Source organism: Alteripontixanthobacter maritimus (assembly GCF_003340475.1).
Lineage (GTDB): Bacteria > Pseudomonadota > Alphaproteobacteria > Sphingomonadales > Sphingomonadaceae > Alteripontixanthobacter > Alteripontixanthobacter maritimus.
The window spans coordinates 321,056-343,313 of the sequence record NZ_QBKA01000002.1 but is presented as its reverse complement, the minus strand read 5'-3'; the positions used below and the strand labels follow the sequence as shown (position 1 = coordinate 343,313).

The 22,258-nt window shown below is 63.1% G+C and carries 18 protein-coding genes; 3 read left to right on the top strand and 15 right to left on the bottom strand.

From position 1 onward, the window contains the following. Nucleotides 1-4 precede the first annotated feature (4 nt). On the bottom strand, nucleotides 5-640 hold the full coding sequence (locus HME9302_RS01800; protein ID WP_115365587.1) for a class I SAM-dependent methyltransferase: 636 nt from the start codon (nucleotides 638-640) through the stop codon (nucleotides 5-7). A gap of 326 nt (nucleotides 641-966) precedes the next feature. Between HME9302_RS01800 and HME9302_RS01795 the strand changes: the two genes are divergently transcribed. Then, nucleotides 967-2,349, top strand: a complete 1,383-nt coding sequence (locus HME9302_RS01795; protein ID WP_230080021.1) for an MFS transporter — start codon at nucleotides 967-969, stop codon at nucleotides 2,347-2,349. 10 nt (nucleotides 2,350-2,359) lie between these two features. Here the strand turns inward: HME9302_RS01795 and HME9302_RS01790 are convergent, their stop codons facing one another. Continuing rightward, nucleotides 2,360-2,704, bottom strand: coding sequence for an arsenate reductase family protein (locus HME9302_RS01790; protein ID WP_115365586.1), 345 nt, complete (start codon nucleotides 2,702-2,704; stop codon nucleotides 2,360-2,362). A gap of 161 nt (nucleotides 2,705-2,865) precedes the next feature. Here HME9302_RS01790 and HME9302_RS01785 point away from each other — a divergent pair, with 161 nt between their 5' ends. Continuing rightward, on the top strand, nucleotides 2,866-4,992 hold the full coding sequence (locus HME9302_RS01785) for a TonB-dependent receptor (protein WP_115365585.1): 2,127 nt from the start codon (nucleotides 2,866-2,868) through the stop codon (nucleotides 4,990-4,992). A 274-nt stretch (nucleotides 4,993-5,266) separates the two neighbouring features. On the opposite strand, the gene HME9302_RS01780 is transcribed toward HME9302_RS01785, so the two are convergent. Genes HME9302_RS01780 through HME9302_RS01775 form a run of 3 tightly spaced genes read right to left on the bottom strand, consistent with a single transcriptional unit; the run spans nucleotide 5,267 to nucleotide 6,834 of the window. Further along, nucleotides 5,267-5,845: a (2Fe-2S)-binding protein gene (locus HME9302_RS01780; protein WP_115365584.1), complete on the bottom strand. Its 579-nt coding sequence runs from the start codon at nucleotides 5,843-5,845 to the stop codon at nucleotides 5,267-5,269. Between the two features lie 13 nt (nucleotides 5,846-5,858). Beyond that, nucleotides 5,859-6,071, bottom strand: coding sequence for a hypothetical protein (locus HME9302_RS13090; protein WP_147270744.1), 213 nt, complete (start codon nucleotides 6,069-6,071; stop codon nucleotides 5,859-5,861). A 1-nt stretch (nucleotide 6,072) separates the two neighbouring features. Then, the gene (locus HME9302_RS01775) at nucleotides 6,073-6,834 is read right to left on the bottom strand and encodes a class II aldolase/adducin family protein (RefSeq protein ID WP_115365583.1); all 762 of its coding nucleotides are present in this window, start codon (nucleotides 6,832-6,834) and stop codon (nucleotides 6,073-6,075) included. A 131-nt stretch (nucleotides 6,835-6,965) separates the two neighbouring features. Between HME9302_RS01775 and HME9302_RS01770 the strand changes: the two genes are divergently transcribed. Then, nucleotides 6,966-8,420 carry an MATE family efflux transporter gene (locus HME9302_RS01770; protein WP_326833145.1) on the top strand — a complete coding sequence of 485 codons (1,455 nt, stop codon included), beginning with the start codon at nucleotides 6,966-6,968 and terminating at the stop codon, nucleotides 8,418-8,420. On the opposite strand, the gene HME9302_RS01765 is transcribed toward HME9302_RS01770, so the two are convergent. The 10 genes from HME9302_RS01765 to HME9302_RS01720 form a co-directional block, all read right to left on the bottom strand. After that, nucleotides 8,417-10,654, bottom strand: a complete 2,238-nt coding sequence (locus HME9302_RS01765) for a xanthine dehydrogenase family protein molybdopterin-binding subunit (RefSeq protein ID WP_115365582.1) — start codon at nucleotides 10,652-10,654, stop codon at nucleotides 8,417-8,419. The two genes, HME9302_RS01770 and HME9302_RS01765, sit on opposite strands and share 4 nt — an antisense overlap. Next, on the bottom strand, nucleotides 10,651-11,631 hold the full coding sequence (locus HME9302_RS01760) for an FAD binding domain-containing protein (protein ID WP_115365581.1): 981 nt from the start codon (nucleotides 11,629-11,631) through the stop codon (nucleotides 10,651-10,653). Before HME9302_RS01760 ends, HME9302_RS01765 begins: the two co-directional genes overlap by 4 nt. Next, entirely contained in the window at nucleotides 11,628-12,140 is a 513-nt protein-coding gene (locus tag HME9302_RS01755; protein ID WP_115365580.1) for a 2Fe-2S iron-sulfur cluster-binding protein, read from the bottom strand. The genes HME9302_RS01760 and HME9302_RS01755 overlap by 4 nt, the downstream gene beginning before the upstream one ends. Before the next feature lie 95 nt (nucleotides 12,141-12,235). Further along, nucleotides 12,236-13,294, bottom strand: a complete 1,059-nt coding sequence (locus HME9302_RS01750; protein WP_115365579.1) for an acyl-CoA dehydrogenase family protein — start codon at nucleotides 13,292-13,294, stop codon at nucleotides 12,236-12,238. A gap of 14 nt (nucleotides 13,295-13,308) precedes the next feature. After that, nucleotides 13,309-14,520: an acyl-CoA dehydrogenase family protein gene (locus HME9302_RS01745; protein WP_115365578.1), complete on the bottom strand. Its 1,212-nt coding sequence runs from the start codon at nucleotides 14,518-14,520 to the stop codon at nucleotides 13,309-13,311. 69 nt (nucleotides 14,521-14,589) lie between these two features. Beyond that, nucleotides 14,590-15,948 carry a spinster family MFS transporter gene (locus HME9302_RS01740; protein ID WP_230079832.1) on the bottom strand — a complete coding sequence of 453 codons (1,359 nt, stop codon included), beginning with the start codon at nucleotides 15,946-15,948 and terminating at the stop codon, nucleotides 14,590-14,592. A gap of 67 nt (nucleotides 15,949-16,015) precedes the next feature. Beyond that, nucleotides 16,016-18,961 carry a TonB-dependent receptor domain-containing protein gene (locus HME9302_RS01735; RefSeq protein ID WP_115365577.1) on the bottom strand — a complete coding sequence of 982 codons (2,946 nt, stop codon included), beginning with the start codon at nucleotides 18,959-18,961 and terminating at the stop codon, nucleotides 16,016-16,018. A 261-nt stretch (nucleotides 18,962-19,222) separates the two neighbouring features. Then, nucleotides 19,223-19,990 carry an enoyl-CoA hydratase/isomerase family protein gene (locus HME9302_RS01730; protein WP_115365576.1) on the bottom strand — a complete coding sequence of 256 codons (768 nt, stop codon included), beginning with the start codon at nucleotides 19,988-19,990 and terminating at the stop codon, nucleotides 19,223-19,225. Nucleotides 19,991-19,993: 3 nt separating this feature from the next. Next, nucleotides 19,994-21,265 carry an acetyl-CoA hydrolase/transferase family protein gene (locus HME9302_RS01725; RefSeq protein WP_115365575.1) on the bottom strand — a complete coding sequence of 424 codons (1,272 nt, stop codon included), beginning with the start codon at nucleotides 21,263-21,265 and terminating at the stop codon, nucleotides 19,994-19,996. Continuing rightward, nucleotides 21,265-22,155, bottom strand: coding sequence for an HpcH/HpaI aldolase/citrate lyase family protein (locus HME9302_RS01720; RefSeq protein WP_115365574.1), 891 nt, complete (start codon nucleotides 22,153-22,155; stop codon nucleotides 21,265-21,267). Before HME9302_RS01720 ends, HME9302_RS01725 begins: the two co-directional genes overlap by 1 nt. Nucleotides 22,156-22,258: the final 103 nt, after the last annotated feature.

The window sequence follows — 22,258 nt, the reverse complement described above, 5'->3', positions numbered from 1 at the left end:
GGCCTTACTCGGCGTCTTTCCAGCCCCAGAACAATTTGCACGGCAGGATATTGAGCGGTTCGAAACCGCTGTCGATCCGTGTGAACCGCGCGCGCATCAGATCGCGCGATACCGCAGTGAATTGATAGACAAGGAACGCGCCGCCAACGCGCAGAACATCGTGGGTCGCGCGGATGATCTGCGGGCCGACCCCATCGGGCAGGGTGGAAAACGGCAGGCCGGACAATACGTAATCCGCATGTTCGTGCCCGTGTTCGCGAACAATCCGCTCCACATCGGCAGCAGACCCAAGCACCGCAGTGAAGCGCGGATCGTCGATACTGTCCTTCAGGTAATCGACATACAGCCCGTTGGTATCGATGGCGATATAATGCGCATCGGGCCGCATCTTCGCCAGCACCGCATCGCCGAACGTACCCACACCGGGGCCGTATTCCACGAACAGGCGGCAATTATCCCAATCGACAGGGGCCAGCATCCGGTTGATGGTGAAGCGCGATGAAGGAATGATCGAGCCGACCATCCCGGGTTCTTCCATGAAGCCGCGGAAGAATACGCCGAACTTGCCGAAGGTCCGGCTTGCACGGTCGGCAAGGCTACGTCGCGAGCGGGTGAGCGTGGTGTTCAAGTGCGACTCCATCGCGGAAAGGCGGCGCTTATCCGACAGGGCTGGGCAAGCCTCATGCGGCCACGTTCCAGCAAGATATCAAGCCCGTGCGCAGCCTCGTGCCGCCACATGGCAGCGTGCTGCGTTGCAGATGCCGGTTGCCTTTGCAAGGTGGTACGCCCCCGGTGCCATGCAAACGCCTGCCATGTTCGCGGCTTGCCGTCCGCGCTTCGGCGGCCTAGCCGGTCCGGGTCATGGAAGACCCGCCCGCCCCACCTGTGCCCGCCCCACCTGTGCCCGCCCACCGGGATCCCGGCCCGGTCCGTAGAGCGCCCGATGCGCATCTGACCGCGCCGGTGATGGCGGACGCCGGACTTGCTCCTGCGATGGGCGACACGCGCGCGATCTCGCAAGGCCGCATGATATTGCTGTTCATGGTCATGCTGGTGACGGCAGCGGGCAACACCGCGATGCAATCGGTTATGCCCTCCATCGGGACCGAGCTGGGCGTGGCCGATGTGTGGATCAGCGCAGCCTATACCTGGTCGGCATTGCTGTGGGTCATCTGCGCGCCGATCTGGGCACGGCGAAGCGACCGGCGGGGACGCAAGGCGATGATGGCATTGGGTCTCATCGGTTTTATCGTCAGCATGGCGCTGTGCGGTATCGTCCTTCTGTTCGGCCTATCCGGCGCGCTGTCCGCTACGATGACGCTAATCTTCTTTGCCGCTGCGCGCAGCCTGTATGGCGGCTTCGGTTCCGCCGCCCCGCCCGCCGTGCAGGCCTATGTCGCCAGCCGCACCCCGCGCAGCGAACGGACCAAGGCACTGTCGCTGATCGCATCGAGCTTCGGCCTCGGCACGGTGATCGGCCCGGCGCTCGCCCCGCTGCTGGTGTTTGACAGGCCGGGGCCGTTCGCGCTCGGGTTGGTGGGACCGTTCGTCATTTTCGCCGCCATCGGCGTGGCGGTGCTGGTGGCTTTGCGGATGCGGCTGCCGGATGACGACCCTGCGTTCCAGGCGCGCGGAGAAATCGTGACCGCGCCTTTCAGCGCAAACGCGTCAACCCGCTATCTCGCATCGGACGAACCCGATATCGCCGCCGGTTCCGCGCCTGCGAAAGTGGCCAAGGCGGACGACATTCCCGACCTCCGCTGGACCGACAAGCGGCTGCGATCCTGGCTGGTGGCGGGGCTGCTGGGCGGACACGCGCAGGCGGCGCTGTTCGGGGTGGTTGGCTTTCTCATTCTCGACCGGCTGGGACTGCGAGCAACGCCGGACGAGGCAACCGGCCCTATCGGCATCGTGCTGATGGCGGGTGCCATCGCCACGCTGCTGTCGCAATGGGGGCTGATCCCGATGCTCAACCTGGGTCCGCGCAACGCGACCTTGTGGGGCAGCGCGCTGGCGTTCATTGGCACGATCGTGGTGGGTGCGGGCAGCCAGCTTCACACCATCGCGCTGGGCATGTCGATCGCCGCGCTGGGCTTCGGCCTGTTCCGTCCCGGCTTCACGTCGGGCGCGTCGCTTTCGGTCACGCGCAAGGAGCAAGGCCAGGTTAGCGGAATCGTCGCCTCGATCAACGGTGCGGCCTATATTCTCGCGCCCAGTCTGGGTGTGCTGGTATACGGGTTCGACGCTTGGCTGGGCTTCGGATTGATCGCGGTGCTGGCGCTATCGGTGTTTGTCATGGGTTGGCGCAGCCTTGCCAGCGATAGTGAGCTGGCGATCCAGCCGGATTAAGCTAGCTGCTTTAAAGGATTTCTTCGACCAGTTCCGGCGGACGGCATAGCCGCGCTCCCTTGGCCGTTTCCACCAAAGGTCGCTGGATCAGCTTGGGCTCTTCCATCATCGCATCCAGAACTTCGTCCGCATCTGCCTCGGTCAGGCCGCGCTCCTTCGCGTCCGTTCCATACGTCCGCACGCCTTCGCGCGGCTCCAGCCCGGCGTCCTTGTAAAGTTGCTGCAGCTTGCCGCGCGTGGGCGGATTTTTCAGGTACAGCACCACATTGAGATCGAGATCCGGCTCCTGCTCGAGCCGCTCCAACACCTTGCGCGAAGTTCCGCATCCCGGATTGTGCCAGATGGTCGCTTTCATACTGTCTCTTTCGCGTCACATTGATCCTGTTGCGCTGCATAAAGCGGAGGAAAGATCAGGCAAACATCAAACTATCATTGCAAATGAGAATAATTCGCAATAGGTGCCGCCAAACCGAATGCGAATGATTCGCAAAACACACTGCCCAGACTGGATTTCCGATGCCGTTCCGCCCCCAACACCGCGCCGCCTTGCTGATCGCTTCAGCGCTCGTCCTGCCGTCATTCCCTGCTCTGGCCAATACCGCCGAGACCGCCGATACGGCTATCGATCCCGATCGCGACTACCTGCCGTCTGACATCGTGGTGTCGGGTACGCGCGGCGGCTATGGATCGGATGACGGGGCCAGCGCGACCAAGACCGATACGCCGCTGATCGACGTGCCGCAGACCGTTGCGGTCATCACCGAAGACCAGCTTGACGATCAGTCCATCCGCCAGCTTGTGGATGCGCTGCGCTATGTCCCCGGTATTTCCATCGAAACCGGCGAAGGCCACCGCGACGAGATCTTCATTCGCGGCCAGGAAACCACGGCCGATTTCTACCTCGACGGATTGCGCGACGATGCGCAATATTACCGCTCGCTCTACAATATCGAACGGGTCGAGGTGCTGAAGGGCGCGAACGCGCTGATCTTCGGACGCGGCGGCGGTGGCGGGGTTGTCAACCGCGTGTCGAAACGGGCCAGCCTGGGTACGCCGGTCGCGGCATTCGATGGTTCGGTGGACAGTTTCGGCGCCTTCGCGCTGACCGGCGATGTCGGCACGCCGGTCAGCGATACGCTTGCCGTGCGTTTGAATGCGACATATGAGGAATTCGACAACCACCGCGATGTGTATGAAGGCCGCTTCATCGGCATTTCGCCCACGCTGACCGCACAATTGGGTGACGCCACGCGCCTGACCGCAACCTACAGCTATGACGACGATGCGCGCGTGACCGATCGCGGCGTGCCGTCCTTGGATGGCGAACCGCTGCGCGGGTTCGACAAGACGTTCTTCGGCGTGGAAGGCTTTAACGATACGCAGGCCGAAGTGCACATCGCACGCAGCCGGATCGACCACGAATTTTCGCCAAACCTGCGCGCCAACGCGTCTGTCCAATACGCCAGTTACGACAAGATCTACGCCAACATCCTGCCGCGCGGGACCAACGGGCAGACCGTGGAATTTTCCGGCTATCAGGATTTCACGGATCGCGAAAACCTGATCGGGCAGGCCAATCTGGTGGCCGATGTCATGACCGGAAGCATAGAGCACACGATCCTGGCCGGTGTCGAGTTCAGCCGGCAGGACACGCAGAACGGCCGCAGCAACGCACAGTTTGCAAGCGGCACCGGCTTTGCCAGCCGTGCCACCGCGCCCCTTTCGCGCAATATCGTTTTGCCGGCCGTGTCGCTCACCGCACCGGTGCGCGCGCGCGACAGCAATCTCGACGTGTTCTCCGCCTATCTGCAGGACCAGATCAGCATTGGCGAACAGATCGAGGTAATCGCCGGCTTACGTTTCGACCGGTTCGATCTCGATACCGTGAACCTGCTGAATGGCGACCGCGGCGCGCGCGTGGACGAAAAGGTTTCGCCCCGGCTCGGCCTAGTGTTCAAGCCGGAGGAGACGTTGTCCTTCTATGCCAGCTATGCCACCAGCTTCCTGCCCCAATCGGGCGACCAGTTCCTGCTGCTCAGTCCGGGCAACGCCGCCTTCGCGCCGGAGAAGTTCACCAATTACGAAATTGGCGCAAAATGGTTGCCGCGCAATGATGTGTTCGTCACCGCGGCATTGTTCCGCCTCGACCGGACCAACACCCGCGCCGCCGATCCGAACAATACCGGCCTGACCGTGCTGACCGGGGCGAGCCGGACGGAAGGCTTCGAATTCAACGTAGTGGGCGAAATCGCGCCCGGTTGGGAAGCCAATATCGGCTACACCTATCTCGACGGCGAAATCACCACCGACAGCAATTTTGCCGACGCCGGAACGCGTTTGCAGCAATTGCCCGAACACCAGATCGCGGCGTGGAACCATGTCGACCTGACCGACGCGTTCGGTGTCGGTCTCGGCCTCATCCACCGCGGCGAGCAGTTCGCCAGCTTCAGCAACGATGTTGTGCTGCCCGATTACTGGCGGGTGGACGTGGCCGCATTCTACGAGATCAGCCCGAATGTCTCGGTGCAGCTGAACATCGAAAACCTGTTCGACACCAATTACTACCCCAGCGCCCATGGCGACAACAACATCCAGCCAGGCGAGCCCTTCAACGTACGCATCGGGGTGAAGTTCGCGCTTTGATTTTTTAGCCTCAAGCGCCGGCGGTCGCATGCGTTATTTGTTTGGACCCTGCGGGCGCAGGCCATCCGGCCTGCTTGCTTCCTCGCATAAGCTCGGGCGGCCGTTCGGCCTTTGGTTTGCTGGTCGCAAACGGGATTAGCGCAAAGCTGCCTGTCTCGAACCCGGTTCCTGGTCACGGCAGTCATAGGCCCAAAGGGCCGCCCGCAGCGAAGCGAGGATAGCCTAAGGGGCCGGATGGCCCCGCCGGCGCTTGAGGCTTAAAAAACACATATCCTTACTCACGCCGACCCAGCGCAGGCACTTCGCGCGCGGCATCTTCGGCGCTGATGCCGGGCGCGGGTGCGGCGCTGATGGTTTCGCGGCGGGCGGCTACGCGGCCCGCACGCTGGACCGCTTCCACCAGCCGGGGATAGACCCCGCAGCGGCACAGGTTCGGGATGGCCGCCTCGATATCGGCTTTCGAAGGCGCTTCGTTCTTCGCCAGCAAGGCCGCGGCGGCCATGGCGATACCCGGTGTGCAGAACCCGCACTGGATCGCCTGCTCCGCTACCAGCGCCTGCTGCACGGGGTGCGATCGGTCGCGGCTGAGGCCCTCGATCGTGGTGATGAAACGTCCCTCGGCTTCCGCGATGGTGATGAGGCAACTGCGCAACGCCTCACCATCGACGATCACCATGCAGGCCCCGCAATCGCCCGCACCCAGCCCGCTGTCATCGGACCCGCCCGCGCCACCTGCACCGCAACCATTCTTCGTGCCGGTCAAATTCGCCGCCTCGCGAAGCGCGAACAGCAGGGGCGTTTCGGGGTCGAGCGTGAATTCGACCGGCCGCTCGTTCACGGTCATTCTGGGCATGGCTTGCGCTCGCTCAGGTCAGATAATGTTCGAGGAAGCCGCATTTATCGCAGGCGTGGCTGACGATCGGACGCAACTCCTTCTTGCGAACCTTCAATGCGCCGAAAAAGTTCTTTGCGACAGCGCCCGGCTGCCAGTGCGGGCCGACATAGCCGCCATAGGTTGCATCGATCACGTGACCCGCCGTCATCCGGCCACCGCATTTCGGGCAGGTCTTGCTTGCCACCTCAGTCGCGCCAGCTGCTGTCGATCTTGTCGATCCGGCGCTTCCATGCTTCGAAATCCGCATGCCCGGGACCGCCGGGTGCGGCCGTCTGGCTGATGTCGCGCTGATGCACGCCGATCACTTCCTCGGACACTTCCAGATCGCGGCCCATGCTGGCAGTGGCGACCTGGATTTCGCAGGCCCGCTGCAACGCCCAGGTCTGGATAAACATTTCGGGAATTGTCCGCCCCATCACCACCGGGCCGTGATTGCGCAGCATCAGGATGCGCTTGTCGCCGAGGTTCTTGAGCAGCCGCTCGCCTTCCTCGCTACGGACCGTGACGCCTTCGAAATCGTGATAGCCGATCTGCCCGATGAAGTTGCAGGCGTAGAAATTGGTCGGCCGCAAACCGCCTTCGCTGGCGCAGACGGCCATCGTTTCGGTGGTGTGCGTGTGGCAGATGGCGTGCGCATGATCGAGGTGTTTGTGGAACTGGCTGTGCTGGGTAAAGCCGGCCTTGTTGACCGGATACGGGCTGCCATCCAGATTGTTGCCCTCGATATCGATCTTCACCAGATTGCTGGCCGTCACCTCGTCATATAGCAGCCCGAACGGGTTGATGAGGAACGCGCCCTCCTCCCCCGGCACGCGGGCGCTGATGTGGTTGTAGATCGATTCCGACCAGCCGAGATGGTCGAAGATGCGATAACATGCGGCCAGTTCCTGACGCGCGGCCCATTCTTCTGCGCTGCATCGGGTGCCGGATTTAAGTTGCGTGGCCATGGGGCGGATCCTCTCTTCGCGTATGTCCGTAAATCTCGCTGCCGAGTATCGCATGCCATCCCGCGATCGCCAAGGGTGCTGCGCAAACCCGTCCTATGCAGCATGGGCGCCGCCGCGTAGGGACGCGAACGATGACTTCCCCGCAAGACCTGACTGCCGCCGGGACCGGCGCTTCCCAAGCAGAGGCGTCAGAGGCAGATGCGCCCAACAACGCCGCCCTGACACGCGGCAGCATTCGCGGGCATCTGATCGGCCAGACCGCACCGATGATCATCGGAGTGGCCGCGTTGATGAGCGTGGGACTGATCGACGCCTACTTCATCGGCCAGCTGGGCGCTGAGCAACTGGCCGCCATCGCCTTCATCTTCCCGATCACCGTTGCGTTGAGCAGTCTGGGCGTGGGGGTGATGGTGGGCATCAATTCGGTGATTGCGCGGGCCCTGGGTGTGGGCGACGATCAGCGTGCAGCGCGGCGGGGCAATTTCGGCATCGTGTTTGCCATCACGCTGGGCGCGGTGCTGGCGTTGGCGCTGTTCGCTTTGCTCGATCCGATGTTTACGCTGATGCAGGCCCCTGCCGAGCTCCTGCCATATATCCGCGCATACATGCTGCCTTACGCGTTCGGGTTCCCCCTGCTGCTGACGATCATGGGGATCAACGGCACCTTGCGCGGGCAAGGCGCAGCCAAGCGAACGCTGGTCGTCTCGCTCGCTTACTCCATGACCAACTGGGTGCTCGACCCGTTGCTAATTACCGGCGCGTTTGGCTTTGCAGGCTTCGGGATTGCAGGCGCGGCTTATGCCTCGCTTGGCGGATGGATTGTCGGTATCGTTGTTGGGTTCTTCGTCCTGTCGCAGACCGCCATTCCGTTTAAACCGCAGCTGATTGCGCAGACGGACTGGATGGAAAGCGCGCGCTCCATTGCCAAAGTGGCGGGGCCGGCCAGCTTTTCCAACGCCATCAACCCGATCGGCCTGTCGGTGCTGACTGCTCTGGTGGCGAGCGAAGGCACCGCTGCCGTGGCCGGGTTCGGTGCGGCGGGACGTTTGCAAAGCTTTGCCGTGGTGCCGCTGCTGGCGCTGTCAGGCTCCATCGGCGCAATCGTGGGCCAGAACTGGGGCGCTGGGCAGTATGCCCGCGCGCGTCTCGCCATGCTGGAAGCAGCCGGGTTTTGCCTGGTATACGGTCTGGTGCTGGCAGTGACGCTGTATTTCGCGGGCGACTGGTTCGCGCAGCTGTTTTCCGACGATTCAGCCGTGGTGGCAGAGTTTACGTCTTACCTTGCAATCGCCGCCTGGGGGTTCGCCGGGTTCGGCCTGCTGATTGTGGCCAATGGCGCGTTGAACGCAGTCGACCGCGCTGGGGTGGCCCTCACCCAGAGCTTCGCACGCGTATTCTTGGTGATGCTGCCCTTTGCATGGTTCCTGCGAGGGAGCTGGGGATCGGAAGCGATATACGCTGCCGAACTGGCTGCCAATGTACTGGGCGGAACCCTTGCCTCGCTATTGGTCTGGCGGGTGCTGCGAAGCCGCGGCCGCCGGGACGATAGCCCCGGCAGCGCCGCGCCCGCCTCGGCCCGAAGCTAACTTTCGAGTTTCTCGAGGCCGGCCATCACCCGGTCGGGCGTCATCGGGAAATCGTGCATCCGCACACCGCAGGCGTTGTAGATCGCATTGGCAATCGCGCCTGCGCCCCCGCACAGGCCAAGCTCGCCCGCGCCCTTGGCCTGGATCGGGCTGCCATGCGCATCCCGCTCTTCCACCAGTAGCACGTCCATATGCGGCACGTCGCGGTGCACCGGCACATGATATTCCGCCAGATCGCAATTGACCAGATGGCCATCGACGGGATCGAAATGCAGTGCCTCGGTCAACGCCGAGCCGATGCACCAGACCATGCCGCCGATACATTGCGAGCGGGCGGTTTTCGGGTTGAGCACCCGGCCAAAACCGAACGCACCAGTCATACGCCTCACGCGGGTTTCGCCGGTCCAGCGGTTCACGGCCACTTCGGCAAAGAACGCGCCATAGCTAGCGGTGGCATAATCTTCGAACGCCTTGCCCGGCTTGAAGCGGACCTGGTGCACGATATCTTCGCCGCCCATAATATCGACCAGCGATTTCTCGCCTTCCGGCCAGCGGACCATACCATCCTTGAATTCCAGGGTGGCGGCATCCGCATTGACCTTGCGCGCAATGTCGTCGCGGATCATGTCACAGGTCTGGTACACCGCGGAGCCGGACGAGGATGCGCCCCAACTGCCGCCGGAACCGGGCCCATATGGGTGGTCGGTGTCGCCCAGATCGACCAGCACCTTTTCAGCCGGCAGGCCCAGCATTTCGCCCGCCATCTGATTGAGGATTGCGTAAGTACCGGTGCCGATATCCGTCATGTCGGTTTCTACCAGCGCCGTTCCGTCAGCCTTCAGCGTGACGCGTGCTTCCGCCCGGCCGACGAGGTGGATGCGCGTTGCGCCCGCCATGCCGGTGCCGATCCACCAGTCGCCTTCACGCTGCTGGCGGGGTTTGCGCGGACCGTCCGTCCAGACGCCGCTAGTGTTGCCGGAATCCCATCCGAACGCCTTGGCGCCTTCCCTCATACATTCGGCATAGCGGCGTGAGCTGTAGGGCTTGCCATCGCCGGGATGTTCGTCAGGGATGTTGCGCAGGCGCAGTTCGATGGGGTCGATATCCATCGCTTCGGCCAGTTCGTCCATCGCGGCTTCGAGGCATTGCATCCCCACCGCCTCGCCCGGAGCGCGGACCGAGCCCGCCGTCATCCGGTGGACCGTTGCGTTCTCGACCGCGAGCACGCGGTTTTCGCCCGGATACAGATAGGCGGTCGCCTGCACCACCGGTTCGGCCGAGCCTTCGCCCGGGAGGTTTGATGTGCGCGCTTCATGCCCAAGGCCGATTAAGCGGCCATCGGCACCGGCGGCGAGGCGCAGGCGCTGTTTCGTTTCCGACCGGCGCACCACGTCCTGGAACACCTGCTGGCGGCTCATCACCACCCGCACCGTGCGGCCAAGTTCCATCGCGGCGAGCGACGCTGCGACGGTTTCGGGACTGACGCCAAGCTTGGACCCGAAGCCCCCGCCGACGTAGCGGGCGAGAATGCGTACCTGTTCGGTGGGCAGGCCGACAGCATCCGCCAGTTCGCCGTGGTTGTAATTGAGCATCTGCAACGCGGCATGGACAGTCAGCTTTTGCCCGTCCCATTCAGCCATCGCGGCATGGGGTTCCATCGCGGCCGAGTTGTGCCCTTCGGTAGTGAAAATCAGGTCCACGCTATGCGCGGCATCGGACATTGCCTTGGCAAGATCGCCCTTGCGGGTCGCGCCGTCGCTTTCCTCCGTCTCGGCCGTGGCTGGATCGAACGGAATTTCGGAATTGTCATCCGCATCATATTCGAATGCCAGATGCTTGGCCGCATCGCGCGCCTGTTCGAATGTTTCCGCTACCACCAGCGCGATGGGCTGGCCGAAATAGTCGACCTGGCCCGGTTTCTGTTTCGGGGCCTCGCCCGCAGTACCTTGCGCCGGGCGGGTGATCATGCGCGGATCGTCGAGCACGGCGATAACGCCGGGCATATCCAGCACCGAAGCCTTGTCGATCGCGGTGATCTGCCCGCGCGCGAATGGTGCCGTTACCAGCACGCCTTCGACGCATTCACCTAGATCGTATTCTGCCGCATAGGGCGCAGCGCCTGCGACTTTCACCGGACCATCGGGCCGGTCGAGCGGTTTGCCCAGCACGCCCTGTTTCATATCGTCGAGGCGGTTGTCGGTCGCCGGTTCGTCGAACACTCTTACATCGCTCATGCGTCCACTCCCGTCACTTCACAAAGCACGGATTTCAGCGTCCGGCGCGCAAGCGGTATCTTGAAATCGTTTTCGCCATAACCTTGCGCATCTTCCAGAAGCAGGTCGGCGGCCTTGTCGAACAGAGCGAGCGATGGCTCGCTGCCCACCAGCAATTCTGTAATTCGCGGGTCGTGCCACGGTTTGTGGGCGAGGCCGCCAAACGCCAGATCGGCATGGGCAAACCGCCCCTCCTCCATCCGGATAATCGCCGCCACCGAACACAGGGCAAAGGCGTAGGAGGACCGTTCGCGCACCTTGCGATAGATATGCTGTCCTTGGGTGGGAGCCGGCAGACGCACGGCGGTGATGATCTCGCCCGGTTCCAGCGCATTGTCCTTCTGCGGCATATCACCCGGCAGGCGGTGAAATTCGCGCACCGGAATGCTGCGTTCGCCAGCAGGGCCAGTCACTTCGACGGTCGCGCCGAGCGCGGCCATCGCCACCGCCATATCACCGGGATAGGTGGCGATGCATTCGCTGCTGGTGCCCAGAATTGCATGCAGCCGGGCGATGCCCTTCAATGCGCCGCAACCGCTTCCGGGTTCGCGCTTGTTGCAGGGCTGGTCGAGATGGGTGAAGTAATAGCACCGCGTGCGCTGGCAGAGATTGCCGCCGGTGGTCGCCTTGTTGCGCAGTTGCTGCGTCGCGCCAGCCAGTATCGCGCGAGCCAGGACGGCATAATCGCGGCGCACGGCATCATACGCGGCGGTTGCGGTATTGGTCACCAGCGCACCGATCCGGAGCCCGTCCCCGTCGGCGTCGATCGTGTTCATGCCGACCGAGTTCACATCGACCAGCGTGCCGGGCGTCTCGACCTGCAGTTTCATCAGGTCGAGCAAGTTGGTCCCGCCCGCAATCGCCATCGCACCGTCTGCGCGCGCAAGTTGCCCGGCGTGGTCCAGGCCGTCGGGCCGCTGATAATCGAACGGCCTCATGCGCTGGTTCCCTTGCTGTTGGACGCGACTTCCTGGATCGCTTCGACGATGTTGGAATAGGCGCCGCAGCGGCATAGATTGCCGCTCATCCGTTCACGGATTTCCTCGCCGGACAATTCAGGTTTGGCAGTCAGGTCGCCAGTCGCATCGCTTGGCAAACCGGCGGCGATTTCGTCCAGCATCGCTGTGGCGGAGCATATCTGGCCCGGCGTGCAATAACCACACTGGTACCCATCATGCTTCACGAAAGCGCGTTGCATGGGGGACAGATCGTCCGCTGTACCCATGCCCTCGATCGTCGTCACGTCGTCGCCGTCATGCATCACTGCCAGCGTCAGGCAGCTGTTGATGCGCTGGCCGTTCACGATGACCGTGCAGGCCCCGCACTGGCCATGGTCGCAGCCCTTTTTCGTGCCGGTCAGCCCGCAATCGTGGCGAAGCATATCAAGCAGGCTGGTGCGGGGGTCGGCGGACAACTGATGCGCCTCGCCATTTATCGTGATCGGCATGGGATTATTCCTTCGGACGCTTATGCAGGACCAATGCACGGCTCGCTGCATCGGTCCTGCATCCGTGCCCGAACATGGTATCTTAGGTAAACCGCTCAGTAATTACCCAGCGTTGCGAACCGATCACGCAAGGTGGCGCTTTTGCCCCAGCTTGCTTCCAGTACCCGGGCGCGCTTGATGTAAAACCCGACATCATATTCATCGGTCATGCCGATCCCGCCATGCAGCTGGATCGCCTCGCGGCTCATCGTGTTGAGCACGTCGTTGGCCTGCGCTTTCGCGATACAGGCGGCGCGCGGAACGTCGAAACCCGAATCCAGCGCCTGCAAGCCGGCTTCCACCGCGCTGCGCATCATGGCAAGGTCGCTGAACAGGTCAGCCATCCGGTGCTGCAGCGCCTGAAACGTCGCCAGCACCTGGTTGAACTGCACGCGCTGCTTCAGATAATCGAGCGTGCTGTCGAACAGATGCTGCGCCATACCCAGCATTTCGGCGGCCGTCAGAATACGCGCACGGTCGAGCACCTGCTCGGCCAGATCGTCCGGTCCGCTGGCGAGCTTGTCCGCCGCCGCATTGTCGAAAGTGACCTGGGCATGGCTGCGCATGTCGGCCAGCTTGCGGTCCGACAGGGTCAAGCCATCACCCTTCTCGACCAAATACACCCCATCATCGGCGAACACGACGAACAGGTCCGCCCCATGCGCCTCATGGACGAATTGGTTCGTACCCGTCAGCTTGCCGCCGGACACGGTAAGCGGATCGGAACCGCGTCCCTCGTCCACCGCCAGCGTGCCGATTGCCTCACCCGCAGCCAGTTTTGGCAGCCATTTCGATTTCTGTTCGTCGCTACCACCCATGGTGATCGCAGCGGCCGCCAGCGTGTTGGCGACGATCGGGCTGGCGGTAAGGGTTTTGCCCAGCTCCTCAACCACCAAGCCTGCGGATAGCCAGCCAAAATCGCTGCCGCCATGCTCTTCGGGAATGATGATGCCGGCCCAGCCCATTTCCGCCATGGTGCCCCATGCCGCCGGATCGAACGCCTTGGGATCGCCGGAGGCGCGCACCTTGCGCCATTCGGTCACCGGGCTCTCATTGGTGGTCCATTCGCGCGCCATGTCGCGCAGCATCGTCTGTTCTTCGTTCAAGACTGCCATGATCCGCGCTCCTCTTACTGGTGGTCCAACATGCCGAGCACCCGCTTGGCGATGATGTTGTTCTGAATTTCGGTGGAGCCGCCGTAGATCGTGGTGGCCTTGCCAAACAGCCAGCCCCGGGTTTCCTTCAATTCCTTCTCGGAAAAGCCCTCGCCTTCCCAGCCCAGACCCTGCATCCCAGCAATCTCGATCATCAATTCACTGCGCTCCTGCCCAAGCTTCGTGCCCAGCTTCTTTAGCGCGCTGCTGATTTCGGACACGCCGCCTTCTGCCTTGGATTCTTCGACGGCGCGGCGGGCGGTCAGCATGAACGCGTTCCAGCGCATTTCGAAACTGGCGATCTTGTCGCGGATGATTGGATCGGCGACGCGGCCCTGCTCGTCCTCGCCGAGATAGGTTTTCGCTACATCGGCCAGGCTCGCACCCATCAGCCGCGCCATCGCGCCGCCGCCCGAGATATTCGTGCGTTCGTGCTGCAGCAGCCGCTTGCCGATGGTCCAACCCTGCCCTTCTTCGCCGACAAGGTTTTCCTTCGGCACTTTGACATCATCGAAGAACGTTTCGCAAAACGGACTGGAGCCGCTGATCATCTGAATCGGGCGCACGTCCACGCCGGGGCTGTCCATATCGATCAGGATGAAACTGATGCCCTTATGCTTGTCGCTACGATCGGTGCGCACGATGGCGAAACATTTGTCCGCCCACTGCCCGCCGCTGGTCCAGGTTTTCTGGCCGTTGACGAGGTAATGGTCGCCCTTGTCCTCCGCCATGGTCTGGAGGTTGGCGAGATCGGACCCGGCATTGGGTTCGCTGTAACCCTGGCACCAGCGTACTTCGCCGCGGCAGATCGGAGGGATGTGTTCCTTCTTCTGCGCTTCGTTGCCGAATTCCAGCAATGTCGGCCCGAACATCATCACGCCCATGCCGCCGATGGGATTGTACGCGCCGGCCTTGCCCAATTCCTGCTGCAGGACCTTGTTCTGCGCTTTCGACAAACCGCCACCGCCATATTCGGCCGGCCAGGTGGGCGTGCCCCACCCCTTCGCGCCCATCGCCTCGCGCCATTTGGCCTGCGCGGCGTTTTCCTCCGTTGGGCCTTCGACGGCCGAAAGCGCACTGTATGTGCCTTTCAGCGCCGGGTCGAAATTGTCGGCGATGAACTGCTGCACTTCTGCGCGGAAGTCGTCGAGTTCGGTCGCTTGGGTGTCAGCAAGTTGCGTGGCCATGCGAAGGGTCCTTTCGGGTGGATGCGTTCGGTTATGCAACGGATGTGGCGGCGCTTGGGTCCGGAAATATCAGGCCCGAGCGGTTTCTGCGCGCTTCAGATGCACATAGGCGCGCCAGTAGAAGAAAATTGCGACCGGCGTGAAACAGGCGACCACCAGCAAAGCCTGCCGCAGCGATTCCGTGCCATAGGTCGGCTCGAACCAGTCGGACAGCAGGCCGATCATGGTCGGGCCGAGCCCCAGGCCGATCAGATTGATGACCAGCAGCGTCACCGCCGCCCATACGGCGCGCATCTTCAGCGGCGCGAGCGTCTGGATCATGGCGAAAGTCGGGCCGAGATAGCAGGTCTGGAACAGCAGCGCGATGAAGTACCCGCCCACGGCCCATGTCACGTCCTCCACCACGTAGAAGAAAATGAGGAATGGCAGCGCGATCAGTTTCAGGCCTGCGATCATCAGCGGCTGGGCTTTCATGCCGTATCGGTCCGACAGCTTGTTCGCCAGCCACCCGCTACCCAACGTCCCTCCAACGCCCGCAATCGCCAGCAGCGGCGCGATGATATTGCCGATCTGCAAGGTGTTCAGGCCGAAGCTGCGGATCATGTAAGGCGGGCTCCATCCCGTCAGCGCGTAGCCGATCATGGATGTGAGCGTGACTCCTGCGATCAGGTGCACCGCGGCGCGGTTGGCCATGATGGTGCGGAAACCATCCGCTATACTGGGCCGGTCGGCCATCTGTTTCGCGCCCGGTTCCGCCAGCCGCGCGGGCTCGCGCACGAAAGCGAGCACGATCCCGGCCAGGATCACTCCCGGCAGGCCGATCGCGATGAAGGCGGTGCGCCAGTCGAAGAAATAGGTGAGATTGCCGCCGAACATCTGCCCCGCCGCCGCGCCCAGCGTGACACCCAGCGAATAGATCGCAAGCGCGCCCGCCCGCTTGTTGGCCGGGTACAGGTCGGCGATCATGGAATGCGATGGCGGGCTGGACCCTGCCTCCCCTACGCCCACACCGATGCGCGCCAGCAGCAATTGCAGGAAGTTCTGCGCCAATCCGCAGACCGCTGTCATCGCGCTCCACAAGGCGAGCGCGGTAGCGATGATGTTGCGGCGGTTGGACCGGTCGGCAAACGCCGCCACCGGAATACCCAGCGTGGCGTAGAACAGGGCGAAGGCGAGGCCCGACAGCAGCCCGAGCTGCGTATCGGACAACAGCAGGTCGGCCTTGATATCCTCCAGCAGGATCGAAAGGATCTGCCGGTCCATGTAACTGAAGAAATAGACCGCCGTCAGCAGGCCCAGCGTCCAGCGCCGCGCCTTTGCGGAAATCGGCTTGCCCGTGGAATCGAGCAGCGGCGCGGTACCGGGCGTCGTGCCCGGCACGACAGGAGCACTGGCCGCGGCGGTGCGCGCGCCGCTTATGTCGTCCACTCTGCACCCCCTCGATCAGCGAGGGGAGCCGGACGCGCAACCTGCGCGCCCGGCATATCCCGCATCGTCAGAACCGTGCCCTGAGGCCGAGGCGGTAGTTCCGCCCGATCGCGCTACCGATGAACGGGTTGTAGCTCAGCGGAAGCTGCGCATCGCCCGGTTCCTCGTCGGTGAAGTTCTTGATCGCGGCCTGCAATTGCAGGTCCAGCGGACCGGCCACGAAATCATACGACGCAGCCAGATCGTGCTGGAGGTAGGACCCGCTATCGACACCGAAATTGGATGTGCCGAAGCATGGATCGCGGTCCACGCAGCGATCGTCAGTCACGCCGTCGATATACGTCGCGCCGTACCGCACGTTGAACACGTCGCCGGCAAGGTTCACATAAGCATTGGCGCGCCATTCCGGCACGGTGTTCGGATCGCGCAGGTAATTGCCGAAGCCGACCGCGTCATACCCTTCTTCCACGACCACACCCTGCAATTCGAAATCGTCGAATTCGTAGGACAGCGCCCAAGTGGCGTTACCCCCGGCCGACAGGACGGCGAACTGGCCGAGCGGCAGGTCGTAATTAAGCGCGAAATCGATGCCTGTGACTTTCACATCCGGTCCGTTCACGAAGTCCGTGCGGACGCGCGCAATGTCGAGGCCGGTCGTGGTGCCCTGCACACACTGATTGCCGCTGAAGGTGACCAGATTGGCCAGCGGGCTGGCGCAATTGACAGGCTCGCTTCCGGTCACCTGATTGTTGGCCACAAAACTGGCGATGGCATCGCCCGGCGTGGTGGTGATCCGGTCTTCCAGGTCGATGCTGAAATAGTCGGCGCTGAAAGTCAGCCCGCCGATATCCAGGATTGCACCGACGTTGTAGGTGAACGCGGTTTCCGGTCCCAGATCGTTTGGGTTGCCGAAGATATCCTTCGATTTGAAATTGCCGCCAGCTGCGGTGAAGCCTTCCAGCGCCACCACGGAATTCGGCGCGACATTGGATGCCAGCGGCCCGCGGAAGGTCGTGCCGACGCTGCCGCGCAGGGTCAGGAAATCGGTCGCCTCGAACCGGGCCGAACCCTTGGGGTTCACCGTCGAGCCAACCGAGCCTCCATAATCCTCGAACCGGATCGCACCATCGATCTGCAATGTGTCGAGTACGGGCAGGCTGACTTCGGCGAACAGGGCGTAAACGCTCTGACTGACGTTGAACGGCCGGTTGCCGCCAAGGAAGATGAACGGGCCGGACCCTTCGGTCGCGGTGCCGACGCAGCTGATATCGCCTTCGATGAAACAGGGGTTCACATCGAGATTGGATTCCCGGTTGATCGGGCGCGTATCAAATTCGTTCTTCCGGTATTGCGCGCCGACGGCGAAAGCCAGCGGTCCGCCGCCCAGTTCAATACCTGTCGGGCCGGAAACGACCGCGTCGAAGATGTACTGAGTCTCCTCCTCGATCACGCCGTTCGGGACCTGGAGGAAGGTCGCCAGTTCCGCGCTGTTTTCATTGCCCGGAACGTAGAACGGATTGTCGAGGCCGAGCGTGGGATTGCCCGGACCGGCATTTGAAAACGGGTTGAAGAACTCGCAGCCGCCCTGTCCTGGAGTGCCTGTGGCCACATTGCAATTCGCGCCGCCCAAACCGTTCAGCGCGTTCTGCAAACGCGAACCGATAATGCCGGGCGCGGCGCGGCGACGGTCGGCCTCCCAGAAGGTGGCATCCAGATCGAGCACGAGATTGTCGTTCAGTTCGATATCGAACCCGCCGGATACGCGGTAGCCACGGCTTTTCGCAAAACCGGTGCCGGAACCGCGATCGGGATCAAGCGGGTTGCCGAGAAAGCCGAAGGGGCGGAACAACACGTTGGTGACCGCCACCACCGGACTTGCGGCCGTGCTGGGCGGCAGGCCCTGCTGTGCCAGGAACACCGCAACGCCGGGATTGGCTGGGGAGGTGGTGAACGCGCTTTGAAAACCGGAACCGCGCGGGCCCTGTGTTGGCGGGAAGGCCGGCGAATAGTTGATCGATTCCAGATCGCTGCGTGCATACAGCGCTTCGGCGGTGAAATCGACGCGGTCCGACAGGTCTAGCGAGAGCTGGGCGTATGCCTGATACCGGTCCTCGTCCTCCACGATGTTGTCGAACGGTACATAGGTGAACCGGCAAAGCGCGCCGGTTTGCGTGCCGCCAAGATCGTTACAACCCCGGTCGGGCCGAACCGTCGTCTCCAGTCCGGTCGCGCCGATGCGCGTGATGGCGAACAGGCCGGGGGTCGACAGGGCCGAGAATGCCGACGGGTTTTCCTCGAACGAACGGTTGGCGAAATCGCGGTCCGTGGTCGCCAGTTCGGACCGGTGCTGCCAGCCGCCGCCGATCATCAGATTGGCGCGATCGCCGAAGTCGAAGCCAGCCAGCGCGCTGAGCGTGTAATTGCCATCCGAACCGTCGATAAAGGTGTAGTCGCCCTGCAGTTCCAAGCCCGTGAAGTTGCGGCGCGTCACGAAGTTGGCCACGCCCGCAACGGCATCGGAGCCGTAGGTGGCAGCCGCGCCGTCCTTCAGCAGCTCGATCCGGTCGAGCGCGAACAGCGGCATGAAATTGGTATCGGCAAAGCCCGAACCCGGCGATTGCAGCGTGCGCTTGCCGTTCAGCAGCACCAGCGTGCGCTGCGCACCGAGGCCGCGCAAATTGATCGAGCCGACGCCCTGAAACGCCTGCGCGTCGGTGGAAAACTGGTTGGTATCGCCCAGCACGGCGCCGACGGACGGCAGTTCCTTGATAAATTCCAGTGGACTGTCGATGCCCGCCTTGGTCAGGTCTTCATTGCTGAACACATCCACCGGCAATGCTGCATCTTCGGGCGTGCCGCGAATGAGCGAGCCCGTAACCACGATCTCGACTTCGGGATCGTCGTCCGTCGATCCAGCCTGCGCTGCCTCGGCCTGCGCATAGGCGGCCATGGGCAGGGTCGTCGCCACGGCGATGGCGCCCAGCGAAACGGCTTTCAACGATGTCTTGATCATGTCTCTCTCCCAATGCGGCCCCGATCGTGCGGAGGCCGCGCCCATGCGAATTAAACGTCTTATGCGGAGCGCGCCTGTGCCGACGCTTCGTCCTGGACGCAATAGTGCGGCCAAAATCTGTCGCTGACAAGCGGACGGACTGGCGCAATATGGTCACAGGCCCCGGAGCTCAGGCGGATTACGTTACGGCATCGCTGTTTGACAGGCTCCGGCAGCCAAGCGGAAAAAAGCTTTTCGTGGCTTGGTCCGCCAAGGGCAGACTTACTGCCCGCGGAATTCGGGCGTGCGTTTCTGGGAAAAGGCGCGCGGACCCTCCTGCGCGTCTTCGCTGTTGTAGGCTTTTTCATGCGCAGCGCGGGCAGCTTTCAATGCGGCGGAGCGGCCCATTTCGGTGGCGAGCATCACGGTTTCGCGCCCGGCTGCCAAGGACAGCGGCGCGCCGGCCGCCACTTCACGCGCCAGCTTTAGTGCCTCGTCCATAAGCTGCGCCGGTTCGGCCAGCCGGTTGACCAGCCCGATTTCGTAAGCGCGCTGGGCCGTGATCGGATTGCCGGTCAGGATGATCTCCATCATGATGCGCTGCGGGATCATGTGAATGAGCGGCGCGGCCCAGGGCGACCCGCGCCCCACCTTCACCTCGGTAATGGCGAAGCGAGCGGACGTGCTCGCCACGCACAGGTCGCACCCCTGCGCGATCATCCACCCGCCTGCATAGGCGACGCCGTTGACTGCCGCGATGGTGGGTTTGGTCAAATGCACCGTCTCATGTCCGACCGGGAACATGCCCGGCGGCGGCACCTTGAGGCCGGTTTCCACCATCTCCTTCAGGTCGCCGCCAGCGCAGAAGGCCTTCTCTCCGCTGCCGGTCAGGATGGCAACCTTGAGCGTGTCATCCTTTTCAAACCGGTCCCAAGCGGCGAACAGACCGTCGCGGACTTCCTTCGACAAGGCATTGCGCTGTTCCGGCCGGTCGATGGTCAGGATGGCGATGCCGTCCTCGGTCGTTTCGAAGCGGATTGCCTCAGTCATGCGTCAGTACCCCTGTTTGCGGATGGTGTGCGCGGTGCGGTCAAGCTCTTCGCGGAAATCGGGATGCGCGATGGCGACCAGCGCTTGCGCCCGGTCCGCCAGACTGCGCCCGCGAAGCTGCGCCGCGCCATATTCGGTGGCAATGATATCGACCTCGCTGCGGGCGGTGGTGACCGGGCCGGATAGCTGCGCCACGATCCGGCTGAGCGAGCCGCCGCGCGCCGTCGAGGGCAGCGCGATGATGGAATGTCCGCCCTTGCTGCGCGCGCCGGCGCGGACGTAATCGACCTGCCCACCGGTGCCGCCGACATAGCTGCCGCCCGCCATTTCGGCATTGGCCTGGCCCGTCACATCGACTTCCACGGCGGAGTTCAGCGACACCAGCCGCGAAAGCTGCGCCAGGACTCCTGCGTCATGGGTGTAAGTCGCCGCGCGCATGGCGATGGCAGGGTTGTCATGCGCCCAGTCATACAGACGCTGCGTCCCGATCAGCGCGCCATTGACTGACACGCCCGCATCGATTTCCTTGCGCGCATTGGTAATGACGCCCGCTTCGACCAGATCGACCAGAGCGTCCCCCAACATGCCCGAATGCACCCCCAGATCGCGCCGGTCGCCCAGCAATTGCAGGATCGCATCGGGCACGCTGCCTACGCCGGTCTGGATAACGCAACCATCACCGATAAACTCGGCACAATGCCGGGCGATGGCGCGGTCGGTATCGCCGATGGTGACGGGCTGCACTTCCACTGGCTCGCGGTTGGTTGGCACCAGCACGTCGAACGCGTCGGCAGGAACGGTCTCACCATGGCTGAACGGCACGCGTTCGTTCACCTCGGCAATCACCACCCGCGCCTTGGCGATGGCGGCAGCGGTATGATCGGCAATCAGACCGAGGCTGTGGTGGCCCGAAGCGTCTGCGGGGCTCACCTGCACCATGGCGACGTCGCAGCCGATTAGCCCTTCATCTATGAAGCTGTTTATCTGCCCAACATGGCATGGAATGACGGACAGCGCCTGCGCCTTGGCCATGCTCCGCAGCGCGCCGATTGCGCCCATGCTGGAGAGACGGAACGCATCCGCCTGCTCCGGCTTGAACGCGCCAGAAAAACTGGTGGCGATGAATGCGCTGAGATCGCCGATAGCCGCGCCTTGCTCCGCCAGCGCCTCCACCAAAGTCACCGGTTCGCCGCAGGCCTGTCCGAACACGATAGCATCGCCGCGTTTGAGGTAGCGCGACAGGTCGAGCGCTTCTGCAGGGATGATTTCGGGCATTATTCGCCCGCCTGCGCCAGCAATCGCTGCGCGCGCGACAGATAGGGCCGGTCGAGCATGCCGCCCTTGTAACCGATTGTGCCCACCCCTGGATTGGCATCGAACAGCGCCACAATCTCGCGCGCATCGGCCAGTTCATCGGCGCTAGGCGTGAAAGCTGCGTTAATGACCGGTACTTGCGCCGGATGGATGGCAAGCATCCCGGAATAGCCATCGCGCCGCACCTTTTCTGCGCGCTCTTTCAGGCCATCCAGATCGCGGAAATCGCCTTGGATCGTTTCGATGGCGGCCACACCCGCACTTGCTGCGCCCAGGAGGCACAGGCTGCGCGCCATTTCATAGGTAAAGCCGTAACTGCCATCATCGTTCGTGTTGGCGTTGGCGCCAATGGAATCGGCCAGATCTTCCGCCCCCCACGTCATCGCCACCACCCGCGGCGCGCCGCCATAGCTGCCGGTCTGGAACATCGAAGCGGCGGTTTCGGTGACCAGCGGAATGACCGGGGTGGACCCTTGCGGAATGCCGTTCGCGACTTCCAGCGCGCTCAAATATTTATCCAGCACCTCCACATCCTCGCGGCCTTGCGCCTTGGGCAGCATGATGCCGCCGGGTTTTGCAGGCATGATCGCCGCAAGGTCCGCCAGCGTGTGCGGCCCGTCAAGCGGATTGACCCGCACCCACAAGCGGCGGCGCTGCGCGTCATTGGCGCTGGAAAGCTGCGCCGCAACCAGAAGCCGCGCATCGGGCTTGGCTTTTTCCGCCACCGCATCTTCCAGATCGAACAGCGCAATATCCGCATCGGACGCCGCCGCCTTGCCCATTTTCTTTTCGCTGTCTCCGGGGGCGAACAGCCAGCTGCGCATCGGCGGGAGGTCGGGCGTGATGGTCATGGACGGATACTCGTGTCGCGGTAGCGCTGAATGCGTGTTGTTTCGCAAGCGCCTAACAATCGCGCAGGGCAAGGGCAATTCGCGCCCTTACGGGTTGCATCCT

Excerpts from the sequence above, each read along its gene's own strand:
- HME9302_RS01800 (WP_115365587.1), bottom strand. The coding sequence starts at position 640 with ATGGAGTCGCACTTGAACACCACGCTCACCCGCTCGCGACGTAGCCTT.
- HME9302_RS01795 (WP_230080021.1), top strand. The coding sequence starts at position 967 with ATGGCGGACGCCGGACTTGCTCCTGCGATGGGCGACACGCGCGCGATC.
- HME9302_RS01790 (WP_115365586.1), bottom strand. The coding sequence starts at position 2,704 with ATGAAAGCGACCATCTGGCACAATCCGGGATGCGGAACTTCGCGCAAG.
- HME9302_RS01785 (WP_115365585.1), top strand. The coding sequence starts at position 2,866 with ATGCCGTTCCGCCCCCAACACCGCGCCGCCTTGCTGATCGCTTCAGCG.
- HME9302_RS01780 (WP_115365584.1), bottom strand. The coding sequence starts at position 5,845 with ATGCCCAGAATGACCGTGAACGAGCGGCCGGTCGAATTCACGCTCGAC.
- HME9302_RS01775 (WP_115365583.1), bottom strand. The coding sequence starts at position 6,834 with ATGGCCACGCAACTTAAATCCGGCACCCGATGCAGCGCAGAAGAATGG.
- HME9302_RS01770 (WP_326833145.1), top strand. The coding sequence starts at position 6,966 with ATGACTTCCCCGCAAGACCTGACTGCCGCCGGGACCGGCGCTTCCCAA.
- HME9302_RS01765 (WP_115365582.1), bottom strand. The coding sequence starts at position 10,654 with ATGAGCGATGTAAGAGTGTTCGACGAACCGGCGACCGACAACCGCCTC.
- HME9302_RS01760 (WP_115365581.1), bottom strand. The coding sequence starts at position 11,631 with ATGAGGCCGTTCGATTATCAGCGGCCCGACGGCCTGGACCACGCCGGG.
- HME9302_RS01755 (WP_115365580.1), bottom strand. The coding sequence starts at position 12,140 with ATGCCGATCACGATAAATGGCGAGGCGCATCAGTTGTCCGCCGACCCC.
- HME9302_RS01750 (WP_115365579.1), bottom strand. The coding sequence starts at position 13,294 with ATGGCAGTCTTGAACGAAGAACAGACGATGCTGCGCGACATGGCGCGC.
- HME9302_RS01745 (WP_115365578.1), bottom strand. The coding sequence starts at position 14,520 with ATGGCCACGCAACTTGCTGACACCCAAGCGACCGAACTCGACGACTTC.
- HME9302_RS01735 (WP_115365577.1), bottom strand. The coding sequence starts at position 18,961 with ATGATCAAGACATCGTTGAAAGCCGTTTCGCTGGGCGCCATCGCCGTG.
- HME9302_RS01730 (WP_115365576.1), bottom strand. The coding sequence starts at position 19,990 with ATGACTGAGGCAATCCGCTTCGAAACGACCGAGGACGGCATCGCCATC.
- HME9302_RS01725 (WP_115365575.1), bottom strand. The coding sequence starts at position 21,265 with ATGCCCGAAATCATCCCTGCAGAAGCGCTCGACCTGTCGCGCTACCTC.
- HME9302_RS01720 (WP_115365574.1), bottom strand. The coding sequence starts at position 22,155 with ATGACCATCACGCCCGACCTCCCGCCGATGCGCAGCTGGCTGTTCGCC.